Raw genomic sequence first — 19316 nt, 5'->3', positions numbered from 1 at the left:
TAATGCCCGTTCAATCCGACATTTTCGAAGCTTTAAGCCAAGTTCAAGACCCCGATCTGCACCGGGACATCGTCTCCTTGGGCATGATTCAGGACCTTAAAGTCGATGGCGGCAGCGTCAGTTTCGACTTTGTGCTCACCACGCCCGCCTGCCCGGTCCGCGACCAGCTTCAGGAACAAGCCCGGCAAGCGGTGATGGGCGTCAAAGGCGTGACGGACGTGGCCGTCAACATGAAATCCAATACCTATAAGGACACCCGCTTGGAGCAAGCCAAACTTCCGGATATCAAAAACATCATTGCCGTGGGCAGCGGCAAAGGCGGGGTCGGCAAATCCACGGTTGCCGTCAATTTGGCGGTCACCTTGACCAAATTAGGCGCCAAAGTCGGGCTCCTGGACGCTGATTTTTACGGCCCCAACCAGCCCCAAATGCTGGGTATCGACCGGGCCGCGCTGATCCCGGATGAAAACAATAAAATCGCCCCGCCGGAAAATTACGGGGTCAAACTCATGTCCATCGGATTTTTCCTCGAAGGGGACAACCCGGTCATGTGGCGCGGACCCATGCTCCACGGCGCGCTGACCCAATTCCTCCATGACGTCAGATGGGGGGACATCGATTACCTGATCATCGACCTGCCGCCGGGAACCGGGGACGTGCAGATCACGCTCGTTCAAAACGTGCCGTTAACCGGCGCCATTTTGGTGACCACGCCCCAAACCGTGGCTCTTTCCGACGTGCGCAAAACCATCCGCATGTTCGAAAAGGCCAAGACCAATGTGTTGGGCGTGATTGAAAACATGTCTGGATTCATTTGCCCCCATTGCGAAAAACTCACCAAAATTTTCGCGGAGGGCGGCGGCCAAGCCCTAAACAAAGACTACGGCGTCGAGCTTTTGGGCCAAATTCCTCTGGATGCGGAAATCTGCCGCTTGGGCGAAACCGGCAAGCCCATCGCCGCCTCAAACCCGCAACACCCGATTTCTCAAATTTATCGCGATATCGCGACGCGCATGGCCGCAAAAATCAGCACCCTGGACGCCTCGGCCGTCGTGCAAATCATCCAAACCTAATTTTAAGGAGCGATGCTCATGAGCCTGACCATCGAATGCTTAGACCGGTCCCGATTTAAAGGGGAAAAAGACACGCTGGTTCTTTTCACCTGGGAAGGGGAAAAATTCAATTCGGAAGGATGGCTTGATTCAAAAAAAGAAAAGGCCTTGGATGACGTCACCAAACGCGAACAATTCAAAGGCAAAACCGCGGAGCTTTTAACTTATTACCCGGAACGCGACGAGCCTGTCACGCGCCTGATCCTGGCGGGCTTGGGCAAAAGAAAAGAAGCCAAGCTCGAAGCATTGCGCGATGCCTCGGCCAAAGCCTACAAAGCATCCAGCAAACAATCGGACACGCTGTGGATCGATTTGCCCAGATGGCCGGAAAAAATATCCTTGGCCGCTTTGGCCCAGGCCGTAACCCAAGGCGCTCTCTTAGGCCGCTACCGCTACAATAAACATAAATCCGACGAGGAATCGAAAAAAGACGGGGCGGTCAAACGAGTGGTGCTGGTCGTTGAAAGGCCCGATGAAGCGGCGGCCGTTAAAAACGGCATTGAAAAAGGCCGCGTCCTTGCCGAAACCGTCAATTTTATCCGCGATCTGGTCAATGAGCCGCCAAGCAGGAAGCGCCCCACGGAAATGGCGCGCACCGCGCGCGGCTTAGCCCGCGGCCGCCTCAAAGTCCGCGTTTACGGCAAAAACGAAATCGAAAAAATGGGTATGGGCGCGTTGTTGGGCGTCAATGCGGGCTCCGTCAACGATCCCGCGTTTGTCCACCTTGTGTACCGGCCTAAAGGAACGCCCAAGAAAAAAATCGGTTTGGTGGGCAAAGGCATTACCTTCGATTCCGGCGGCTTGAACATCAAAACCGGCAATCACATGCTCACTATGAAAGTGGACATGGCCGGCGCCGCCACGGTCATGGCCGTGCTACGCGCCTGCGAGGCGCTCGAGGTGCCCCATGAAGTTCATGGATTTACCCCGTTTACGGAAAATATGCCCGGGGAGAATGCGTACAAGCCCGGCGACGTTGTCCGCGCCTTAAACGGCAAAACCATTGAAATTTTAAACACGGATGCCGAGGGCCGCGTTGTTTTGGCGGATGCCCTGTCCTTTGCGTCCAAACAGAACCTTGATGCGATTATCGACATCGCCACCTTAACCGGAGCCGTTGTCGTGGCGCTCGGCGATCATGTGACCGGGCTTCTGGCCAATAACGAAAAGCTGGCCCAGGATTTGATCGCCGCCTCCAAATCAGCCGGAGAAAAAGTTTGGCAGCTTCCCTTGGTCGAAGAATACAAAGAGCGCATCAAGGGCAAGGTCGGCGATTTGGCGAATATTTCCACGCGGGGCGGCACGGAGCCCGGAACCATTATCGGCGGCCTGTTCCTTCAGGAATTCGTGGACTCCAAGCCCTGGGCGCATTTTGACATTGCGGGAACGGCGTGGACCGACGGGGAGACCCCGACCTGCCCGCCCGGCGGCACCGGGGCCATTGCGCGCACGCTGATCGAATATCTGCTGGGCCTCAATTGATGGGAAAAAAACTTTTCGTCGTGGCGCCGCGCGGCTGGTGCGCGGGCGTGGACCGCGCCATTGAAATTTTAGACGTCGTTCTCGAGCATTTTCCAACTCCCGTTTACGTCCGCCATGAAATCGTCCACAACAAAACCGTGGTTGAGTCCTATAAAAAGCGCGGCGTTGTTTTTGTGGATGAAGCCGGCGAAGTGCCGGAAGGGCAAATCGTGGTTTTTTCGGCTCACGGCACCGCTCCGAATGTTGAAGAAGAGGCCAAGCGCCGCCGCTTAAAAGTTATCGATGCCACCTGCCCCCTGGTTACCAAAGTCCACCTTGAAGTGCAGCGTTTCGTTGAAAAAGGCTACAGCATTCTTTATATCGGACACAAAAATCATATCGAAGCGGTCGGCGTTCTAGGCGAGGCCCCGGATAAAATCACCATCGTCGAGACTCCGCAGGAAGCCGCTCAAATCCCGGCGCCGCCCCAAAAAACCGTGATCCTCACGCAAACCACGCTTTCCGTAGACGACACGCAAAAAGTGATCGATGTTTTAAAATCGCGCTTTCCGTGGATTCAACTGACCCCGAAAGAAGATATTTGCTATGCCACCACCAACCGCCAGGCCGCGGTCAAGCTCTTGATCGGCGCCCATCAGCCCCAATTTATTTACGTCATCGGCTCAAAGAACAGCTCCAATTCCAACCGGCTCTGTGAAGTGGCCAAAACCCTGGGCGTCCCATCGCGCCTGATTGACTCGACCACGGATATCCGGCCGGAGGACTGGGAGGGCAAAACAACGCTAGGTTTGACCGCCGGCGCCAGCGCGCCCGAGAGCCTGGTCCAAGAAGTCGCGGATTATTTCCGCCGCGAAGGTTACGCGGTTGAAGAAACGATTTTCGAAAAAGAAAACATGAGTTTCGCCCTGCCCAAAGAATTAATCGAACTCATTCCCGTCTCATAAGATGGAAACCAAGACCCGGTCCATTCCCGATGTCGTCCGCGAGCTGATTTCTTTAATCGGCGAGGACCCTTCGCGCCTGGGCTTAAAGAAAACCCCGGAACGCTTCGCCAAGGCCATTTCGGAATTGACCAGCGGATACAACCTGGACACCGACGCGATCGTCAACGGCGCGGTTTATCCGGCGGAGGGAAACTCCGGATTGATTCTGGTCCGGGATATTAGTTTTCACTCTCTTTGCGAGCATCATCTTCTGCCCTTTCACGGCAAAGCCTATGTCGCCTATATGCCCGATGAAAAAATTATCGGGCTGTCCAAAATCCCGCGCATCGTCCAGGTTTTCGCGCGCAGGCTCCAGCTCCAAGAACGCCTGACCCGGCAAATCGCCCAGGCCGTTGAAACGAAGTTAAACCCCCTGGGCGTGGGCGTCATCGTCAAGGCGCGGCATATGTGCCTTGAAATGCGCGGCGCCAAAGCCGCCGGATCGGAAATGGTGACCAGCGTTTATTTGGGCAAATTTAAGGATTGCTCGATGACCCGTTCCGAATTCCTCAACTTGATCGCCAACCCGCCCCGATGAAAGCTTTAGTCATCCGCAAAACCGGCGGTCCCGAAGTCCTCAAAGTCGAAGACTGGCCCAAGCCCTACATTAAAAACAATCAGGTTTTAATCCGCGTCAAAGCCGCGGGGGTCAATTTCGCGGATTGCATTATGCGCATGGGCCTGTACCGGGATGCGCCGCCGAGGCCTTTTGTCCCGGGCTATGAAGTGGCCGGCGTCGTGGAAGAAGTGGGCCAGGGCGTCACCGAGTTTAAAAAAGGCGACCGGGTCGTCACGCCCACGCGTTTCGGCGGCTGCTGCGAATTTGTGGCTGTTGACGCGGTTCAACCCCATCATCTGCCTGATTCCATTTCCTTTGAAGAAGCGGCCGCGATCCCGGTCAATTACATGACCGCTTATGTGGGTCTTTACGAAATGGGCCGCATCCGGGAGGGGGATAAGGTTTTAATCCATAACGCGGCGGGCGGCGTGGGCACAGCCGCAGTGCAGTTAGTGCAGGCAGCCAAAGCCACGGTCATCGCCACCGCGGGCTCGCCCCAAAAAATTGAACGCTTGAAAGCCATGGGCGTCCAGCACATCGTCAATTACCGCTTCGGCGATTACGAAGAAAACGTCCGCCGCCTCTTAGCCGGAAAAATTTCAAACGGCGCTTCAGGAGCGGGCCTTCAAATCAGCTTCAACGCCTTGGGCGGTGACACCATTAAGAAAGATTTGCGCCTCCTGGGCCCCGGCGGCCGAGTGATCATCTACGGCATGGCCTCTTTTGTGGGAGGGGAAAAGACGGATTGGCTCAAAGTCATCACAGGGCTTTTGAAAACGCCGATTTTCCATCCCCTCTGGCTCGCCAACAACAACAAAGGCGTGTTCGGTCTGAACATGTTGTTTTATTTCAACCCCAAGGACCCGGCCTATTACCGCCGCGTCACCAATGATTTGATGAGCCTGTTCCACCAAGGCAAGCTAAAACCCATCGTGGACAGCACCTACCCGCTAGAGAAAGCCCCCGAAGCCCACCACCGCATCCACTCCCGCCAATCCATCGGCAAAGTGGTTTTAATCCCGTAGAACGAACAAAAGACTCGTTGTTTTTTCGACTATTCTTGGTGTATGGATATTATCCGGATTGCGTTTAGGCCATGCCCAGCAAGCAGCTCCAGAATGGAAAAAGAAAGTAGCGAGTTCACTTGGATCAGCTTACGGAGAGAAGTTCGTAGATGAAAATGGCGGTTGGGAAATCATCAACCGTGGGCGTCAATCGCCGAAATCTTTTTTTAGATTGTCTCCAACAAGCAGGACGGGGGCATTAATACGGTTGACATCTGGTTTACCGCTTGTATTTGGAATCTTTCCAGGCTTCGAAGCGTTGATAAAGACCGCTGGGTGTCACACCAAGCGCCTCCTCAACAGCCGCCCAAAAGGACGCTTTGCGGTTTAGAAGGAGTTCATGTATCTTGTCCACGCCGAACTCCTCATGCATAAACCGAACCAGAACCTGGCCGTTGCGGTAAGAATCGCGCACGACGAACTGTGTATTGTCCAGTTCAATGCCGCCCGATTCAAGATATTTCAAAAAATACCTCTCTTGAAGCGTGGTCCGGGTATACTCCGAAGTAAGCTTCAAGCGCAAATACTCTTCGTATCCTTGAATGAACCAATTCGGGGAACGAAGGAATCTCCAGCCTCCGCCCTTGGCAGCCGTTATCCGCTCCAAATATATGGTGGAAAGCTCATGAACTAAAATTTGCTTATGGTAATCCGGATTATTCATGGGCTCCCCTGCCGCGCCTCTATCTTGATCGGTGTATAGTGAGGGCGACAGATAATGAAGCTCGGCCCGGCCTTTAGCGTATTCCCCTGTTAAGGTGGTTGTATGGGCGTTTGCCATTTCCACGGGCTTCGGATGGAGATACACCTTCACCGTCACGCCCTCCATGAGCGCCTCCGGATTTTGATCTTGGAATTCGGTTTCCAGGGCACGAACGGCCTCTCCCCATAATTTGGCCATGAGTTTCGCGTCCTTTGTAAACCCCTTGGCATAATGGATGCGCCCATGTTCAACATCAATAATATGCCAAGAGATGGCACCCCTTGATTCTGCCCCAAAAGTAACGCCGCATCCGGCGATAAGCAAAAACAGGCTGAAGAAACACCCGACCCTCATGGGAAGGCTTTCTCGCATAGTTAAGCCTATCTTCCGACCCGCAAAAATGCAAGGGTTGCTTTGTGTAAAAAAATCAACAGGTGTGTCTATCTAGAATTCGGTTATAGATTGTTTTGCAAGACACCTTTACCTTAGCCATCGAGCTTTCAACTGAAATTCCGTTAAAAAATAAATCCTCGCTTATGATGATTTCACCTCAAGTCGAAGGACCCTTCTTGATAAATTTATAAAGTAGTACTATAGTAATATCAAGGTAGTATATGGGTAATACTAAAAAATTAACGATCAGCGTTCCGAAAAAGGAATTCCAGCAGGCGATTTCCTACGCCAAACGGGAAGGCATCACACAGGCAAGTCATCTTGTCAGAGAGGCGATTGAGGCTTGGTTAGAACCGCGTTTGCAGGCAGACCTTGTCAAAGCAGCCCGGCCGCTTTATGAGGCCGTCGCCGCTGAGTCCGCTTCTCTGGCGAAAGCCGGGGGCAAGATAGCAGCCAAACATTGGCCCAAGGATTGACAGGAATTTGCCATCCATCGGATTTCCGCTTCGGGGCGAAATCTACCTCTTAATGCTGGATAAAGAACGGCCTGCTCTGGTCGTCTCAAACAATATTCGAAATGAGGCCGCTCAGCATATCACGGTAGCAGCCATTCGCTCCAATCCAAAAGCCGCTTTAATCCCAGAATGCTTTGCCGTTAAAGCCTCGCGCGCCAACGGCTTAAGCCATGATTCCGCGGCCGATTGCGGGCATCTTTTTACACTGGATAAATCAGCCTTTACGAAGCTGTTGGGGCGGATTGAACCCATCTATCTAAAAATTTTGGACCGCGCCATTGCCGTCAGCATGGGTTTATCTTTTTACCCTCATCCCTAAAACGAATCTAAGCCGCCTAACTTAATTTACGGGCTTTTGCTTTTATAGCTGTCGCCGCCGGTGCGCTCTTGCAGCAGATAAATGGCGCTGATGGCTTCGTTCTCTAAAAGCCTGATTTTCTCGACCGCTTCTAATTGCGGCCATTGAAAATCCCCGCTTTTGATCGTCTCGATGTCGGCGCGCCAATTTTCCGATCTTACGGCTCTTTTAATTTTCTGGATATTTTTAAAAAGCCTTCTGATCTGATCTCGAAAATCAATACGGACAGTTGTCCTTATTTCTTGTCCTTCGGAATCGTAACGTCCGCTGCCGCTTGTCCGTTCAATAATGGGGATGGACACCACGCGGGAATCCGTCTCGCCCATGCGCTCCATCGCCCCAAGTAAAAAACCGCAATGACGAACGAAAACATCCCTGCTGGCGTCCTGCGACTCAGCGGCGTTTTCCAGCTCCGTGGTGTATTCCACATAAACCTCATCCTCGGTTAAACCATCGCAATTGCTGCGGACATTGACGGTCAAACGTTGAAATTCATCCCGTGTGTACGACGCATTGCCCACGGTTCGATCCTGGGCGGATAAAAAACCGGCGCCCGTCACCAGCAAAACCACAACGATGTTCATCGATACTCCTCCGTTTGCCCAAATCATTCGCGTATTTAAGATTAACCCCGGAAGCCGCTCCTTTCAAGGAGAGCTTTTTATTGATACGATCAAGCGACTCCATGTTTAGGATATTCCTGCTTGTTCTGCTTGAGGCGATCCCCTTTTACGCTTTAGCCGGGCACGGAGGCGAACATTTCCGTTATTTGGATGCGCCTATGGTTTCAGCCAGAAACGCCGTGGGCGCAATCGCTTCTGATCCACCCTTGCCCATGAGCCATTATTCGGCAGGCCAGTGGCGGATGACCATTAAACCCACCTACTTTACGGTTAAAACCGCTCGGCTCGCTTCCTTTAAAGACCAAAGCGCGCCGGGGGAACGCTGGTACGGGGAAAGCCTGGGCGGTTCCGGAGGAAGCCTGGGGGCCAGCTACGCCATTACTGAAAAAAGGCAAATCCATGGTTTTGTGTCGGCTGTGAGCATGACAGGCTCCATGAGCGGCACAGGCTCCGGCGAAGACGCGCCCGCCTCCGTCAAGCAAAACGACGACACCAATCTTCTGCAAGGCCCAACTCAAAGCTACGCGGTTTATCTGGGAGGGGCTAACAATTTCCTCCGGTCGAAGCAATGGAGCCTGGTGGGTTTTATGGGAATCTTCTACAGCCAAACGGATTCCAAAACCACTTGGGCCGAGCAAGCGGCCAACGGCGCCAAAATGGGCGGCACGGTTGAAGGAAATTCCAAACAATTCGGACCGGCCTTCGGCTTTCAAGCGGACCGGAATTTAGGCGGCCTATTGCGACTGACGCCCTTCATTTATGTCGGCATACCCGTGGTCAATGACGGCGACATTAAAATCCGCATTAAAGAATCGAGTAACGCCGGGTTCGCGGCCGGCAGCGAAGAAACTCTGGAAGCAAAAAACTTTCCCTTGCCGTCCATTGGGTTTAATATTTTATACAGGCCCTGGGGTTTAGGATTCAGCCTAAGCGGCGCGCTGAGCTCGCTCTATATGCCTACGATTTACGAAGGCTTGGAAATGACCCGGTTTTCCCTGACCTGGTCTTTCGGTGATTACGAAAAGTAGCTCATCCTCCGGAAAGATATAATCGCAAGCGATGGCTGTTAAATTAGCCAAAGCCTCCGCCGCTCAAAAGCGTGCGCCCGGTCCACCTTGGTACCGGATTCCGGAAAGCCTCTCCAATATCAGGAACAATCCGCTCAAAATGCTCTTGGGCGGCATGCGGGATTACGGCGATTTGGTCCGGTTTCAATTCGGCCCCATTGAAACCTATCTCTTGGCTCACCCCGACCATGTCCAACGCGTTTTTGTGGACAATAACGCCAATTATTCCAGGCAAACCATCAGCTATGAAAAAATGATGCCGGCTCTGGGGCGGGGCCTGCTGACCACCGACGGATCTTTTTGGCTCAAGCAGCGACGGACCGTCCAACCCGCCTTTCACCGGCAAAAAATCGCTATGTTCGCCGGCCGAATGGTTCAGGCGACCGAAGCCATGCTCAGCAGATGGCAAAGCTATGAAACCACGGGGGAAACCTTCGACGCGGCGGAAGAAATGATGCGATTGGCTCTGCACATTGCGGCGGACACCCTTCTAAGCGCCGACGTCAGCCGCGTGGCGCGAGCCGTCGGCGATGCGCTGACCGTAATCAATAAACATGTCAGCGACGATACCTCTTGTCCCATTGAGCTGCCCCATTGCGTGCCCACGCCGAGAAACCAACAATTTCAGAAAGCGATCCGCACCTTGGATAAAATCGTTTACGACATCATTGATGAACGCCGCAGCGGCAAAAACAACGCCGATGATCTTTTGTCCATGCTCATGCACGCCAAGGACCCTGAGACGAATGAGGGCATGGACGACAAACAACTCAGGGATGAGCTCCTGACCATATTGCTCGCCGGCCATGAAACAACGGCCAATACCCTGGCCTGGACCTGGTATCTTTTATCGACCCAGCCCACGGTCGCCGAGCGCCTTCACGATGAACTTGACCAAACGCTTCAGGGAAAAACGCCGGGTCTTGAGGATTTGCCCAAGCTTGCTTACACAAAAATGGTGCTCCAGGAATCAATGCGGCTTTATCCGCCGGCTTGGATCATCTCGCGCGCCGCGGTCAAGGACGACGTGATCGGCGGTTATAAAATTCCGAAGAAAGCGACTGTTTTCATGAGCTCCTATGTCACTCACCGGCATCCGAAATTCTGGAAAAATCCCGAGGGATTCGATCCCGGCCGTTTTGAAGAGGGGAAAAATCAAGACAGGCATCGCTTCGCCTATTTTCCTTTCGGCGGGGGCGGGCATCTGTGCATCGGCAAGGATTTCGCCATGATGGAGGCTCCTTTGCTCCTGGCCGCCATCGCCCAGCGCTACTGCCTCGATTTGGTCCCAGGCCATCCCGTCGAGCCCGAGCCGCTCATCACCCTGCGGCCCCGCTACGGCTTAAAAATGACGCTGCGCCCGCGCGCATAAAAATCGCTTGACCCGGCCCCTGTATCCTGTTACCCTAAAGACGTCCCTGTTTTTAAACAAGGCTCATGAGCCTCTTTTTATTTCTTATTGAGAAATCGTTTTTTCTTGGCCGCGCTTAAACGTTCAATAGCGTAGCGCAGCATGGTTCTGGGCATCGAAGGCGCATGCGCCTCAAGAAATCCTGTTAAAACCGCCTCGTTGCGTTTGCCCACTTCGCGCAGCATCCATCCGGCCGCTTTATGCATCAAATCCTCTTGATCATTGAGCAAGGAACGCGCTAGACGAAGGGTGTCGTCAAATTGGCCTTTGCGTATGAAATGAAGCGTGGCCACCATGGCCACGCGCCGGTCCCAGAGCCTTGATGAAGCGGCCAGGCGGTCAAGAAGAGACCGGTCCTTGTCTTCCAGATAAGCCCCGACGATATGATGGGCCGATGAATCCACCAAATCCCAATTATTCACCCAAGTCAAATGATGCAGATAGAACTTAAAAAGCTTGGAGCGCTCCTTGCCGAAAGCCCCCTGAAAACGCTCCGTCAAAATCAACAATCCCAAAAGCCTTTCTTCGTGAACGCCGCGACGCAGCAACTCCCGTATGCCCTCAAGCGGCAAGTCCGGACCCGAACGCGCAATATGCCGGATTTGGGGCACGGTTACGCCGATAAAACGGTCGCCTTCGCCATATTGGCCTGGGCCGGTTTTGAAAAAACCTTGAAGGATCACGGCTTTTTTCGGGCTTGCCAAGGCCCGAAGTTTAGCTTTCAGCAGATCAACGTTCATGCCGATGCCTTGGCGTTAAATTATTCAATAGCCAGGACGGCTTTAGCTTGGCTCCAGCGCCTAGGATGCAAAATAACCGGCCGATCATCCGTGGAAACAGGCAGATCATCAAGCCCTTCGGGATGGTAGCTGTTGTCAAGCCATCTCTTTAAGCGTTCCGGGTTGAACCATTGGGGCTGAGGATCGAATGATTGAAATCGCTTGCTCCAAGCCTGCTCATCAACGGCGATAGGCCGGCCTTTGGAGGCCATTAAAAAGGTGACCTGCCTATTATCCTCAGAGGCTTTTTTATTGGGCCAAAGTTTCGGGCTCATCAAATAAACATACTCACCGAAAGCGGCTTTTAGAGTGCGGGCGCCCAAAACCAAAGACGTCAATTGAAGCCGGCGATTGCGGGAAACCTCCGGCGCCAGATAATCATGCGTCATATAAATACCGCCGGGATTAAGCCGCCTATGAATTTCTTGCATGAATTCAACGGAATAAAAAATACCCGAGCCTTCCTGCGAAGCATCCGGAAGATCGGAAAAAATCAAATCATAATGCCGGTTATTTTGTCTGATGAATTGCCGCCCGTCGCCGATCGCAAGGTGGACCTTGGGATTGTCCCATATGGAAAGGCCCTTGACGTGGTTAAGTTCGGGAAGGCGGGCTCCGGCCGTTTCAATAACCGCCCGGTCAATATCCACCTGATCAATGGATTCGATACGGGGATCAGCCAGGGCGGCGGCGATCAAATCCCCGTCTCCGCAGCCGATAAAAAGCAGATGTTTGGGATTAGGGTGGGCCGTAAGCCCGAAATAAATCATCTCCTGATACGTCCGCTGAGGGGAGGTTGACGATTGAATCAGGCCGTCTAAAAACAATACGCGAATAGGCTGATTTAGGGATCCCAGCTTAATATCGGCCATCTGGATACGCTGATAAATCGAATCCTGAAAGCTATGAGACAAGAGCTCGGGGGATTTAAGGAATTTATAGCGATAACGCATGGCCCAGACCGCGCTGTCGGCGTCTAGTCGAGGGCTCCAGGCAAATGCAAAAGCTGAAACGATGAGAAGCCCAAGAGTCCCACCGGTGAACGTAAAAATGGCTTGCTTGCTTAAAGCGACAATAATCAAAGCGCTGGCGAGCTCGCCCGCCGCAGCCACAAGGCTGGATTTGTAAGCGCCCAATTCGGGCAAAAGCGCAAACGGCAAGAGGAGGGCGCCGATCAGAGCGCCCATGGTATCGGCTCCGTAAATCAAACCGGTATAAAAACCTGTGCGGCCTTTGGAAATATACCGCTCGATCATTTGCATGGCAACCGGAATTTCGCCGCCGACAAGCACCGAGGGCAGCATAATGACGATAAATGAAAAAATATAGCGCGCCGGCCAATGAGCAATGAGACCGAACGAACGCAAGACCGGGATAATCCCCGCGCATACGCCGGCCAAACAAAGCTCCATGACAATAAAAAGAGCGGTCACTTTGGATAAGCGCATGGTCAAATAACCGAATATCTGACTGCCCAAAAATAATCCCAGCATCACCGCGCCTAACATGGCGCTTGAGGCATAGATCGCCCCGCCCAGCGTAATCAACAGTTCGCGCAAAAATAAAATCTCAAGAACCATAAATGAAAATCCGGATGTCACGAGGGCTGATAGAAGCCCGGCGATGAACGCTCCGCCGGAAAGCCGTTTCATTAAATCAGTCGGCCGGTAATGATGGGCGCATTACGGTGCTGCCCAGGCTTGGCTGCTGGGCGACGTTTCGTCCCAGGAAATGCGCACGAGGACCACGTTTGAAACCGGAATATCCTTCAGTTTGTTGTTGTAATAGATATAAATCAATCCTGTTCCCGTCGTCCGCTCGGTCGTGCCCACAACCCAAAGGGCGCCGTGAATATTGACCTGCGAAGAAAATGTCATATTGCCGCCGACATACACGAATCCTTTGAAGTCAATTTTTGTGTCGGCAGCCGCGGGGACATCAGGATTGCTGGTATAGACGGCGCCTGAATTCCAATTTTCCGTGCCAAATCCGAAGGTCAGGTCGTTCGTGTTGAGTCCGGCGTCGGCCGGGTATTCATCCGCCAGGGAAGTATCCTTCTTTTGATATTCTTTCCAAGCATTACTGGGCACATCAGCCGTGTAACTCATGACATAAGTTCCGGATATATGCATATTCCCCCGGATGACGACATTGCCTTTAATGCCGATGGTATCCGTGAATTCGACATTGCCGTCCCAGTACCAATTCAGGTTATCTTGCGAGCCTGCGTAGGCGTCTGAATCTTCAAAATAAGGGCTGGCTGAATCGCCGGTGACATAAGCGCCCAGTTTGTCGTCCCAGTAACGATAAACGTTCAACGTGCCGTTGGCGCTGGCTGACGAGCGCCATTCGTTGAATTGAATAAGCGGCAAATCAGGGACATCATAATCCGACCACCATTCCACATTATCTGTATTCGGGGGATTAAGCCCATTGGTGTCTCTGGGATCGCCGCCGTGTCCGTCCACGACCTGCTTCGCGTATTTGCGCGGGAAATAACGCCCCGCCGAAGCGTTATCCGTCATATCGATATTGTCATTGGACATAATCGGTCCCCAATTGACGATGGCCACGTGATTTTTGACATCGAGCTGGGATTCGGAAAACAACGCGCTGTTGACCACCGTATTTTCAACAATGCATTTTATGGCGCGGGTTTCTTTTGCGTCAACGTCCCGTCCCTCGCCATAAATGGTGGCTTGATTGTCGCTCGGACCCGAAGTTATTTTGATGCGGTAGTACCCTCCGGCAATATCATCGTAGGTCTTATCAAAATTGTAATTCGTGATCACGGTTCCGTTGACCGCATTAGTCCAGCTAGAGGTTGAGGACTTCAATTTCCAAATACCCCGGTCCACGGCCGCGTCGGTCAGGTTAAAGGCGCGGGTGGATTTCTGGACCTTGATCGTAAGCTTGGATTCCGTGGTCAGCCAATCGACGATGGCGGGAACCGTGATCAGGAGAACCAGCATGGTCATCAAGACGGTGATCAGGGCGACGCCGCGCTCATTTCTTTTCATTCGTTCATCACCCTGATTTTTTCCGAAGCCATATGCAAAGCATATTGCCTTTTTTGGAGGCTGATCGTTTTTTCGAGCGTCATGGCTACGGAGATAATCGCCAAGTCATCCGACTTGGGAAATGAAAATGCCAAATAGCGAATATTATTAGACAGCACGCGGTCGGTAACGGTGCCCGCCGTCAATTTCAATTTTTTATTGTCCTGATAAATAACATAATTCGTGTTGTTGACGTCCGTAAAACTGACACGGGAATAATACGGCTGACTGCTCGTCGCTCGATCGATTTTAATCGAGCTGGTTTTTGCTTGGCGGAGATTTCTGTTGACCGTTTCCATAATGCCGCGGGCTTCCGCTTGAAGTTCATGCCTGGCACGATTCAAAATATAGAATCTGTTGGTTTGCTGCAACACTTCGCCCAACACCAACATCATGCCGCCTAAAATAGCCATGGTAATCATAATTTCAGGCAAAGTCACGCCGTATGAGCTTAATCGTTGTTTTACCATGACAGGTTGATATCGGGAGTTGTTTGTCCGGCGGTGACCGTGACATTGGATGTGGCGCTCGAATTGATTACCGGCGTGTCCCCGCTGAAAGTGAAATAGTACGCATAAACTTCGTATTTGGTTGAAGTGGAACCCCTGACATCAACGCTGTAGGTCCCGTCTTCATAGCTGTTCGTCATGTAGTAAGGAGCGCCGGTTAACGTATTGGAACTTAAAGCCGGCGGCGTCGTGATTGTTGTCGTGGTGACGATAACCAGGACCCCGGTTTTAATGATTTCGCCGCCGGATTTGAACGTGCCGGTTATTTTGCCGAAGGCGTTGCTGATGGTGAATGTGCCGATATGAAGATCATCACCGATGGCAACCGTCGTGGAAATGGAAGCGGGCGAAGATGTCTCGCCCGATCCCAGGATCGGCTCAACGGAATACGTTCCAGTCGCCAAATCGGTCAAAAGAAAACGGCCGTCCGAGCCGGATACTTCGTTAGCCATCGCAATATCATTTTCGTTATAGGCGGTGTAGGCGATGCCGGGCAAAGCATTGATGCCGTCGCGCGTTGAAAAACCTCGAATTTTTCCACCCTGGGATAAAGTGAAATTAACACCGGACGTGACCTTGCCCAATACAACGACGACTGACTGCGAAGTTTGGGATACGTAGCTGCTGTTGCCGTTATTAGGATTGGCGGTGATATCATAGGTGCCGGGAGTCAAAGCCATTAAATAACCGCCGTGCGAAGCGCTGGCCTCTTCCTCATAGAAACCGGCGCTGACCTTGACAGCCGGATTGATAGCTGAACCAGCGACATTTTTTACCGAGCCGCTGATATAGCCTTCCGTATTATCTTGGGAAAGAATTGATGCGTAGATGCTGGTATAGGGATAAGTAGGAACGGTTACGCTATTGGGAATGCTGATGACGGTATTTGCCGTGACTTCCGCCGTCGCTATTTGCAGGGTATAGCTGTCGCTGGAAATATAGACATACCAGGTTCCCGTGGCTACTGAAGTCAATGTAAACGTTGAATAATCGCTTGTTGCTCCGGATACCAATTTGGTGGTTGTCGATAGAGAAAGCCCATCCGTCGCCGTAACAACGGCGCCCGTGGCCAAACCGCCGCAATTCGGCCGATGGCTGGTGGTTGAATTTTTAACGTCCATAACCCATGGGTAAAGATTAATCGAGTTCCTATTTGAATCGCAGCATCTGCCGAGGGTGCTCCATAGGGCCCATGGCCTGGCAAAACGGTGTATTTGTTCGCCGGCATTTAATCCGCTTGCTAAAGCCAAGGCCGACGTTTCCACAAATTCAGAAGGAGGATCAGCGCCGCTGGAATTTGACCAAGCGACCCGGTCATAATAAGTCGATGCTCCGGGATAACGGATGCCGATGCCGCCGTCGGAATCGTTAACAATGGTATTTTTGGCTTGCAAATCGCTGTAAATGGCGTCCGCAGTAAGCCATTGATTGCCGTAGAGAATAGGCGACGTGCTGGCGATCAAGTAATAATGCCAAGAGCGCACGGTATCCGTGGTATACGTCAATAAAATATCATCGGCGGGACCTCCGGTATCTTTGTTCCTATACATCACTTCCAAATTGCCGGCATTAATGGTCCAGCTATAGGTCGTTGGATTATAAAGCTCGATCAATTCAAAAGTTTCGAACATGCCCGCCGGGGTTGTCGAGGCAACAACCGCGCTGATCACCAAATGATTGTTGATCCAAACCTCGCCCTGAATCGTTCCCTTGTCCATGGCCTTCAATTCAATATCCTGGGGCAACGTTTGACCGTCCGTCACGGTGAAAGGAATGGTTTTCGTGAAATACCCGGCTGCTGAGGCGGTTAAATTATAAGAACCGGGCCTTAGATTGATTAAATAATCACCTCCCGAATCGGTAATATCCTGCCAGCCGGCATTTTCTGCGACGACCAACAAAACGCCCTCGATATCCGTTGAGGTTCCCTCGATTTCAACGTTGCCTTTGACGGCGGCATTGGCGTTGACGAGATTAAGATTAGAAACGACATTGCGCACCTGAACGATCTTATCCTCATTACCCTGTTGCCAGATGACGGAAACGGTGATGGCTTTCATGCCCGTGTCCGGCGTCGCCCCTTGAAATTGAAGCTCTCCGCTGATTTCTTGGGCCATTTGAATATAGGTCAGGCGCTCGTAATTGATGCCGCCTTCTTTGATATCTTCGACCGGATAATAACCGTCATCGTAGGGAAGGTCGGGGTCGAACTCTGTTCGATATAAAGTGGTGGTCGTGACTAAAATATTGTGATAGGAAAGCTGCTTGATGATCTGCATTTTCTCCTGGGCCAGATTCGAGGCCAGGGTCCGGGCGCGGGAAAAATGCATGGATTTGGAAGCGCTGCTGAAAATCGTCGAAAAAGAGACAAAAACCGTACTGACGATCAGCAACGTTACCACGATTTCGATCAAGGTTAAACCCTTGTCAAAACCACCGGTAAAAGTCGATCGCCTACTCTTCACCACTTAGTTTATATAGCAAAAGTAAGACTTGCCATGTAAGATTACTCACCAGTTGATTGAGGCGGGCTTTTTTTGAAATAACAAAATCAGGATGCGTGTTATTTCTTATTAAGCCGGGCGATCAATTTTTCGGCGGTTTCTTTGTCTTCGAGGGACTCGGGGAGATATTCGGGATTAGGAGGCATTTTCTTGACCTCTTCAAACGCTTCGACCGCCTTTTCATCCTCGCCCAAAGCTTCGTAAGCCTCGCCCAGGCCGAGGGCGTATTTGATCGAGCCGGGATCAAGTTCGACCGCCTTTTTGGCGTAATGAAGGGCCTTCTTTCTATTACCGATTGATAAAGGTTTTCCGGGAGCCTTTCGATGGAGAACGCCCAACACATGATAAGCGCCGGCATGCCTGGGGTCAAACTTTAACACTGTCTCCATTTCGTCGCGAATAGGTTTGACCAGCATCAAGCTTTTTAGGATGCCCTTGGTCTCGCCGTAGCGGCCCAGGCAAACACCCAGCCAATAATGACCCTCGACCCCGCCGGGCTTGGTTTTGACGGCTTTTTCGGCGTATTCCTTGCCTTTGGTAAAAATATTCAGCTGCTCTTTTTCAGGTAAACGATTGCCAAGCCAATAATAGGCGCGGGCCAATTTCCAGAGGGATTCATAATTTTCCGACTCGGCTTTAAGCGCCGACTCCCAAAGTCCGATCGCTTCGCGGCCCTTGGTCATGTCAGCTCTCTGATTATAGGCCTCTTGAGCCTGATTCAAGAGGGCGACCGCGGAAATAGTGGTTTGGGTGACCATTTGAGCCCCGGCCGTTGACGCCAAGGCCAAAAAAATAACCGATAATTTCATGGTCTTGCTTTTTAAGTTTAGAATTTTTTAATAATAGTAAAGATAACCCCCTAAGGGGAAATCATTAAGTGGGGAGGAATCTTATATGCCCAAAATAAAAAAAACAGCGACACTTAAGAAAAAACCAATGCTCAAAGCCGCTTCTAAGAAAAACGGCAATAAGATAAAAACCGCGGCCGCGACAAGGACACCGGCGCGGGCCGTCCAGGCCGCAATGGCCGCCAATGGCAACGCAGGCGTTACCGGCTCGTACATTTTTGACCGGGCTTTGGGCAAAGTGGTGAAAGTTTCCAGTGATATCCCTAAAGTCGCTTCCCAGGGAGTCTCGGAATCCGCTCCTGAGGCATCGAGCCCTTGCGGTCCAGAAGCCTGCGGCGGCGGAGGCTGTATGCCAGGCGGGTTGGACTAACCCTACTGCAAAAACTTAGGCTGAATCAGCCAGGCTTTGCCCGTGGCTTTTTCTTCGACGGCATGGCGAGAAACGGCTTTGCCGCGATCAATCACCAAACGCAAGTCCTGGGCATAATCAAGCATTTCCCAATCCGTGTCGCTGTCGCCGGCTGCAAATAGCGGGCGAAAACCGATCACCTGATCGATGGCCCGCACCTTGCCGGCCCGATAAGTCATCAGTTCAATATCCGCGCTCAGCCGTCCGCCTTGCAGACGCGAGCGCACGCCGATCACGCGCTGCGCAGGCACTCCGAAAAGCTTGCGGGACGCAGCTTCGACGATATATTGGCCTGAGGCTGAAACAATCCAAATATCGAACCCGGCGCCCTTTAAAACCCGCATCAAATTGCTGATTTCTTGATAAGGCCGAATGCCGGTATTAAAAGCCAGGGGAAGGCGATCGTCCTCGCCGGCTAAAACCATGTCCCGGCCGACGGGCTTTTTTAATTCTCTCTTAAGAGCCCGGGCCGCAATTTGCCGCATCTCATAGGGCGTTTTGCCGGCCTGAAGGCGCACGACCCAGCCATAGCAAGTTTCGTTGCCCGCCATGTCGCAGAGATCATCGTAGGCCTTATAAAGCGTTTTACGGTAACGGGGATAGAAAGACTTTTTTTCCTTGACGAACGCCTCGATCGCCTGCAGGACCGGATTCTCTTCGCCTTTGGCAAAATACGCCCAGAGCGAAGGATCCGCCAAAATCGTTTCAAAATCGAACAAGGCCTCGTCCGTCATGTAGTAGAAAACAGCGTCGCCGATATCGTTGAGGATGCAGGTGTTGTCGAAGTCAAAAACAGCCACCTTCGGCCCGTAAATATTTTCGGAGCGGTGCAGAAAAGCGGCCAAAGCATGGTAGTTGTCGGCGGTCCAGGCGCCGCGCGCCAATCGAGTTCCGGCTAAAGCGTCAAGTGGAGCCAGCCCTATGGTGATCATCGTTGT

The 19316-nt window shown here is 52.2% G+C and carries 19 protein-coding genes; 10 read left to right on the top strand and 9 right to left on the bottom strand.

Going from position 1 to position 19316, the window contains the following annotated elements; translation table 11 throughout:
• Positions 1–2: 2 nt before the first annotated feature.
• Genes HYT79_04020 through HYT79_04000 form a run of 5 tightly spaced genes read left to right on the top strand, consistent with a single transcriptional unit; the run spans position 3 to position 5161 of the window.
• On the top strand, positions 3–1073 hold the full coding sequence (locus HYT79_04020; protein MBI2069747.1) for an Mrp/NBP35 family ATP-binding protein: 1071 nt from the start codon (positions 3–5) through the stop codon (positions 1071–1073).
• An 18-nt stretch (positions 1074–1091) separates the two neighbouring features.
• Positions 1092–2594 (top strand): leucyl aminopeptidase, encoded by a 1503-nt coding sequence (locus tag HYT79_04015; protein MBI2069746.1) that lies wholly within the window; start codon positions 1092–1094, stop codon positions 2592–2594.
• Positions 2594–3538 (top strand): 4-hydroxy-3-methylbut-2-enyl diphosphate reductase, encoded by a 945-nt coding sequence (gene ispH, locus HYT79_04010; protein ID MBI2069745.1) that lies wholly within the window; start codon positions 2594–2596, stop codon positions 3536–3538. The genes HYT79_04015 and ispH overlap by 1 nt, the downstream gene beginning before the upstream one ends.
• A gap of 1 nt (position 3539) precedes the next feature.
• Positions 3540–4115 carry a GTP cyclohydrolase I FolE gene (folE, locus tag HYT79_04005; GenBank protein MBI2069744.1) on the top strand — a complete coding sequence of 192 codons (576 nt, stop codon included), beginning with the start codon at positions 3540–3542 and terminating at the stop codon, positions 4113–4115.
• Entirely contained in the window at positions 4112–5161 is a 1050-nt protein-coding gene (locus tag HYT79_04000) for a zinc-binding dehydrogenase (protein ID MBI2069743.1), read from the top strand. Before folE ends, HYT79_04000 begins: the two co-directional genes overlap by 4 nt.
• Before the next feature lie 259 nt (positions 5162–5420).
• Here the strand turns inward: HYT79_04000 and HYT79_03995 are convergent, their stop codons facing one another.
• Positions 5421–6101, bottom strand: a complete 681-nt coding sequence (locus HYT79_03995) for a hypothetical protein (GenBank protein ID MBI2069742.1) — start codon at positions 6099–6101, stop codon at positions 5421–5423.
• 416 nt (positions 6102–6517) lie between these two features.
• On the opposite strand from HYT79_03995, the gene HYT79_03990 reads away from it, so the two are divergent.
• Both HYT79_03990 and HYT79_03985 read left to right on the top strand, forming a co-directional pair.
• Positions 6518–6772 (top strand): hypothetical protein, encoded by a 255-nt coding sequence (locus HYT79_03990; protein MBI2069741.1) that lies wholly within the window; start codon positions 6518–6520, stop codon positions 6770–6772.
• A gap of 52 nt (positions 6773–6824) precedes the next feature.
• Positions 6825–7130 carry a type II toxin-antitoxin system PemK/MazF family toxin gene (locus HYT79_03985; protein ID MBI2069740.1) on the top strand — a complete coding sequence of 102 codons (306 nt, stop codon included), beginning with the start codon at positions 6825–6827 and terminating at the stop codon, positions 7128–7130.
• Between the two features lie 26 nt (positions 7131–7156).
• Here the strand turns inward: HYT79_03985 and HYT79_03980 are convergent, their stop codons facing one another.
• Positions 7157–7753 carry a hypothetical protein gene (locus HYT79_03980; protein MBI2069739.1) on the bottom strand — a complete coding sequence of 199 codons (597 nt, stop codon included), beginning with the start codon at positions 7751–7753 and terminating at the stop codon, positions 7157–7159.
• A 101-nt stretch (positions 7754–7854) separates the two neighbouring features.
• Here HYT79_03980 and HYT79_03975 point away from each other — a divergent pair, with 101 nt between their 5' ends.
• Together HYT79_03975 and HYT79_03970 are read left to right on the top strand one after the other, a co-directional pair.
• On the top strand, positions 7855–8820 hold the full coding sequence (locus HYT79_03975; protein ID MBI2069738.1) for a hypothetical protein: 966 nt from the start codon (positions 7855–7857) through the stop codon (positions 8818–8820).
• A 31-nt stretch (positions 8821–8851) separates the two neighbouring features.
• Positions 8852–10231 carry a cytochrome P450 gene (locus tag HYT79_03970; GenBank protein ID MBI2069737.1) on the top strand — a complete coding sequence of 460 codons (1380 nt, stop codon included), beginning with the start codon at positions 8852–8854 and terminating at the stop codon, positions 10229–10231.
• Positions 10232–10308: 77 nt separating this feature from the next.
• Here the strand turns inward: HYT79_03970 and HYT79_03965 are convergent, their stop codons facing one another.
• The 6 genes from HYT79_03965 to HYT79_03940 all read right to left on the bottom strand — a co-directional run bounded on the left by HYT79_03965 (position 10309) and on the right by HYT79_03940 (position 17930).
• Positions 10309–11010 carry a DNA alkylation repair protein gene (locus tag HYT79_03965; protein MBI2069736.1) on the bottom strand — a complete coding sequence of 234 codons (702 nt, stop codon included), beginning with the start codon at positions 11008–11010 and terminating at the stop codon, positions 10309–10311.
• Between the two features lie 20 nt (positions 11011–11030).
• Positions 11031–12701 carry a fused MFS/spermidine synthase gene (locus HYT79_03960; protein MBI2069735.1) on the bottom strand — a complete coding sequence of 557 codons (1671 nt, stop codon included), beginning with the start codon at positions 12699–12701 and terminating at the stop codon, positions 11031–11033.
• Between the two features lie 30 nt (positions 12702–12731).
• Positions 12732–14069, bottom strand: coding sequence for a hypothetical protein (locus HYT79_03955; protein ID MBI2069734.1), 1338 nt, complete (start codon positions 14067–14069; stop codon positions 12732–12734).
• A complete protein-coding gene (locus HYT79_03950) occupies positions 14066–14578 on the bottom strand; it encodes a prepilin-type N-terminal cleavage/methylation domain-containing protein (protein MBI2069733.1) in 513 nt (170 codons plus the stop codon). Before HYT79_03950 ends, HYT79_03955 begins: the two co-directional genes overlap by 4 nt.
• Positions 14572–17082 (bottom strand): carboxypeptidase regulatory-like domain-containing protein, encoded by a 2511-nt coding sequence (locus tag HYT79_03945; protein ID MBI2069732.1) that lies wholly within the window; start codon positions 17080–17082, stop codon positions 14572–14574. Before HYT79_03945 ends, HYT79_03950 begins: the two co-directional genes overlap by 7 nt.
• A 98-nt stretch (positions 17083–17180) precedes the next feature.
• Entirely contained in the window at positions 17181–17930 is a 750-nt protein-coding gene (locus HYT79_03940) for a tetratricopeptide repeat protein (GenBank protein ID MBI2069731.1), read from the bottom strand.
• A gap of 85 nt (positions 17931–18015) precedes the next feature.
• Between HYT79_03940 and HYT79_03935 the strand changes: the two genes are divergently transcribed.
• Positions 18016–18339, top strand: a complete 324-nt coding sequence (locus tag HYT79_03935; protein MBI2069730.1) for a hypothetical protein — start codon at positions 18016–18018, stop codon at positions 18337–18339.
• Positions 18340–18341: 2 nt separating this feature from the next.
• Here the strand turns inward: HYT79_03935 and HYT79_03930 are convergent, their stop codons facing one another.
• The gene (locus HYT79_03930) at positions 18342–19310 is read right to left on the bottom strand and encodes a haloacid dehalogenase-like hydrolase (GenBank protein MBI2069729.1); all 969 of its coding nucleotides are present in this window, start codon (positions 19308–19310) and stop codon (positions 18342–18344) included.
• Between the last annotated feature and the right edge of the window lie 6 nt (positions 19311–19316).

Source organism: Elusimicrobiota bacterium, from assembly GCA_016180815.1.
Taxonomy (GTDB): Bacteria; Elusimicrobiota; Elusimicrobia; order JACQPE01; family JACQPE01; genus JACPAN01.
The sequence above is the reverse complement of the archived record's forward strand: the minus strand, read 5'-3'. Positions and strand labels throughout refer to the sequence as shown.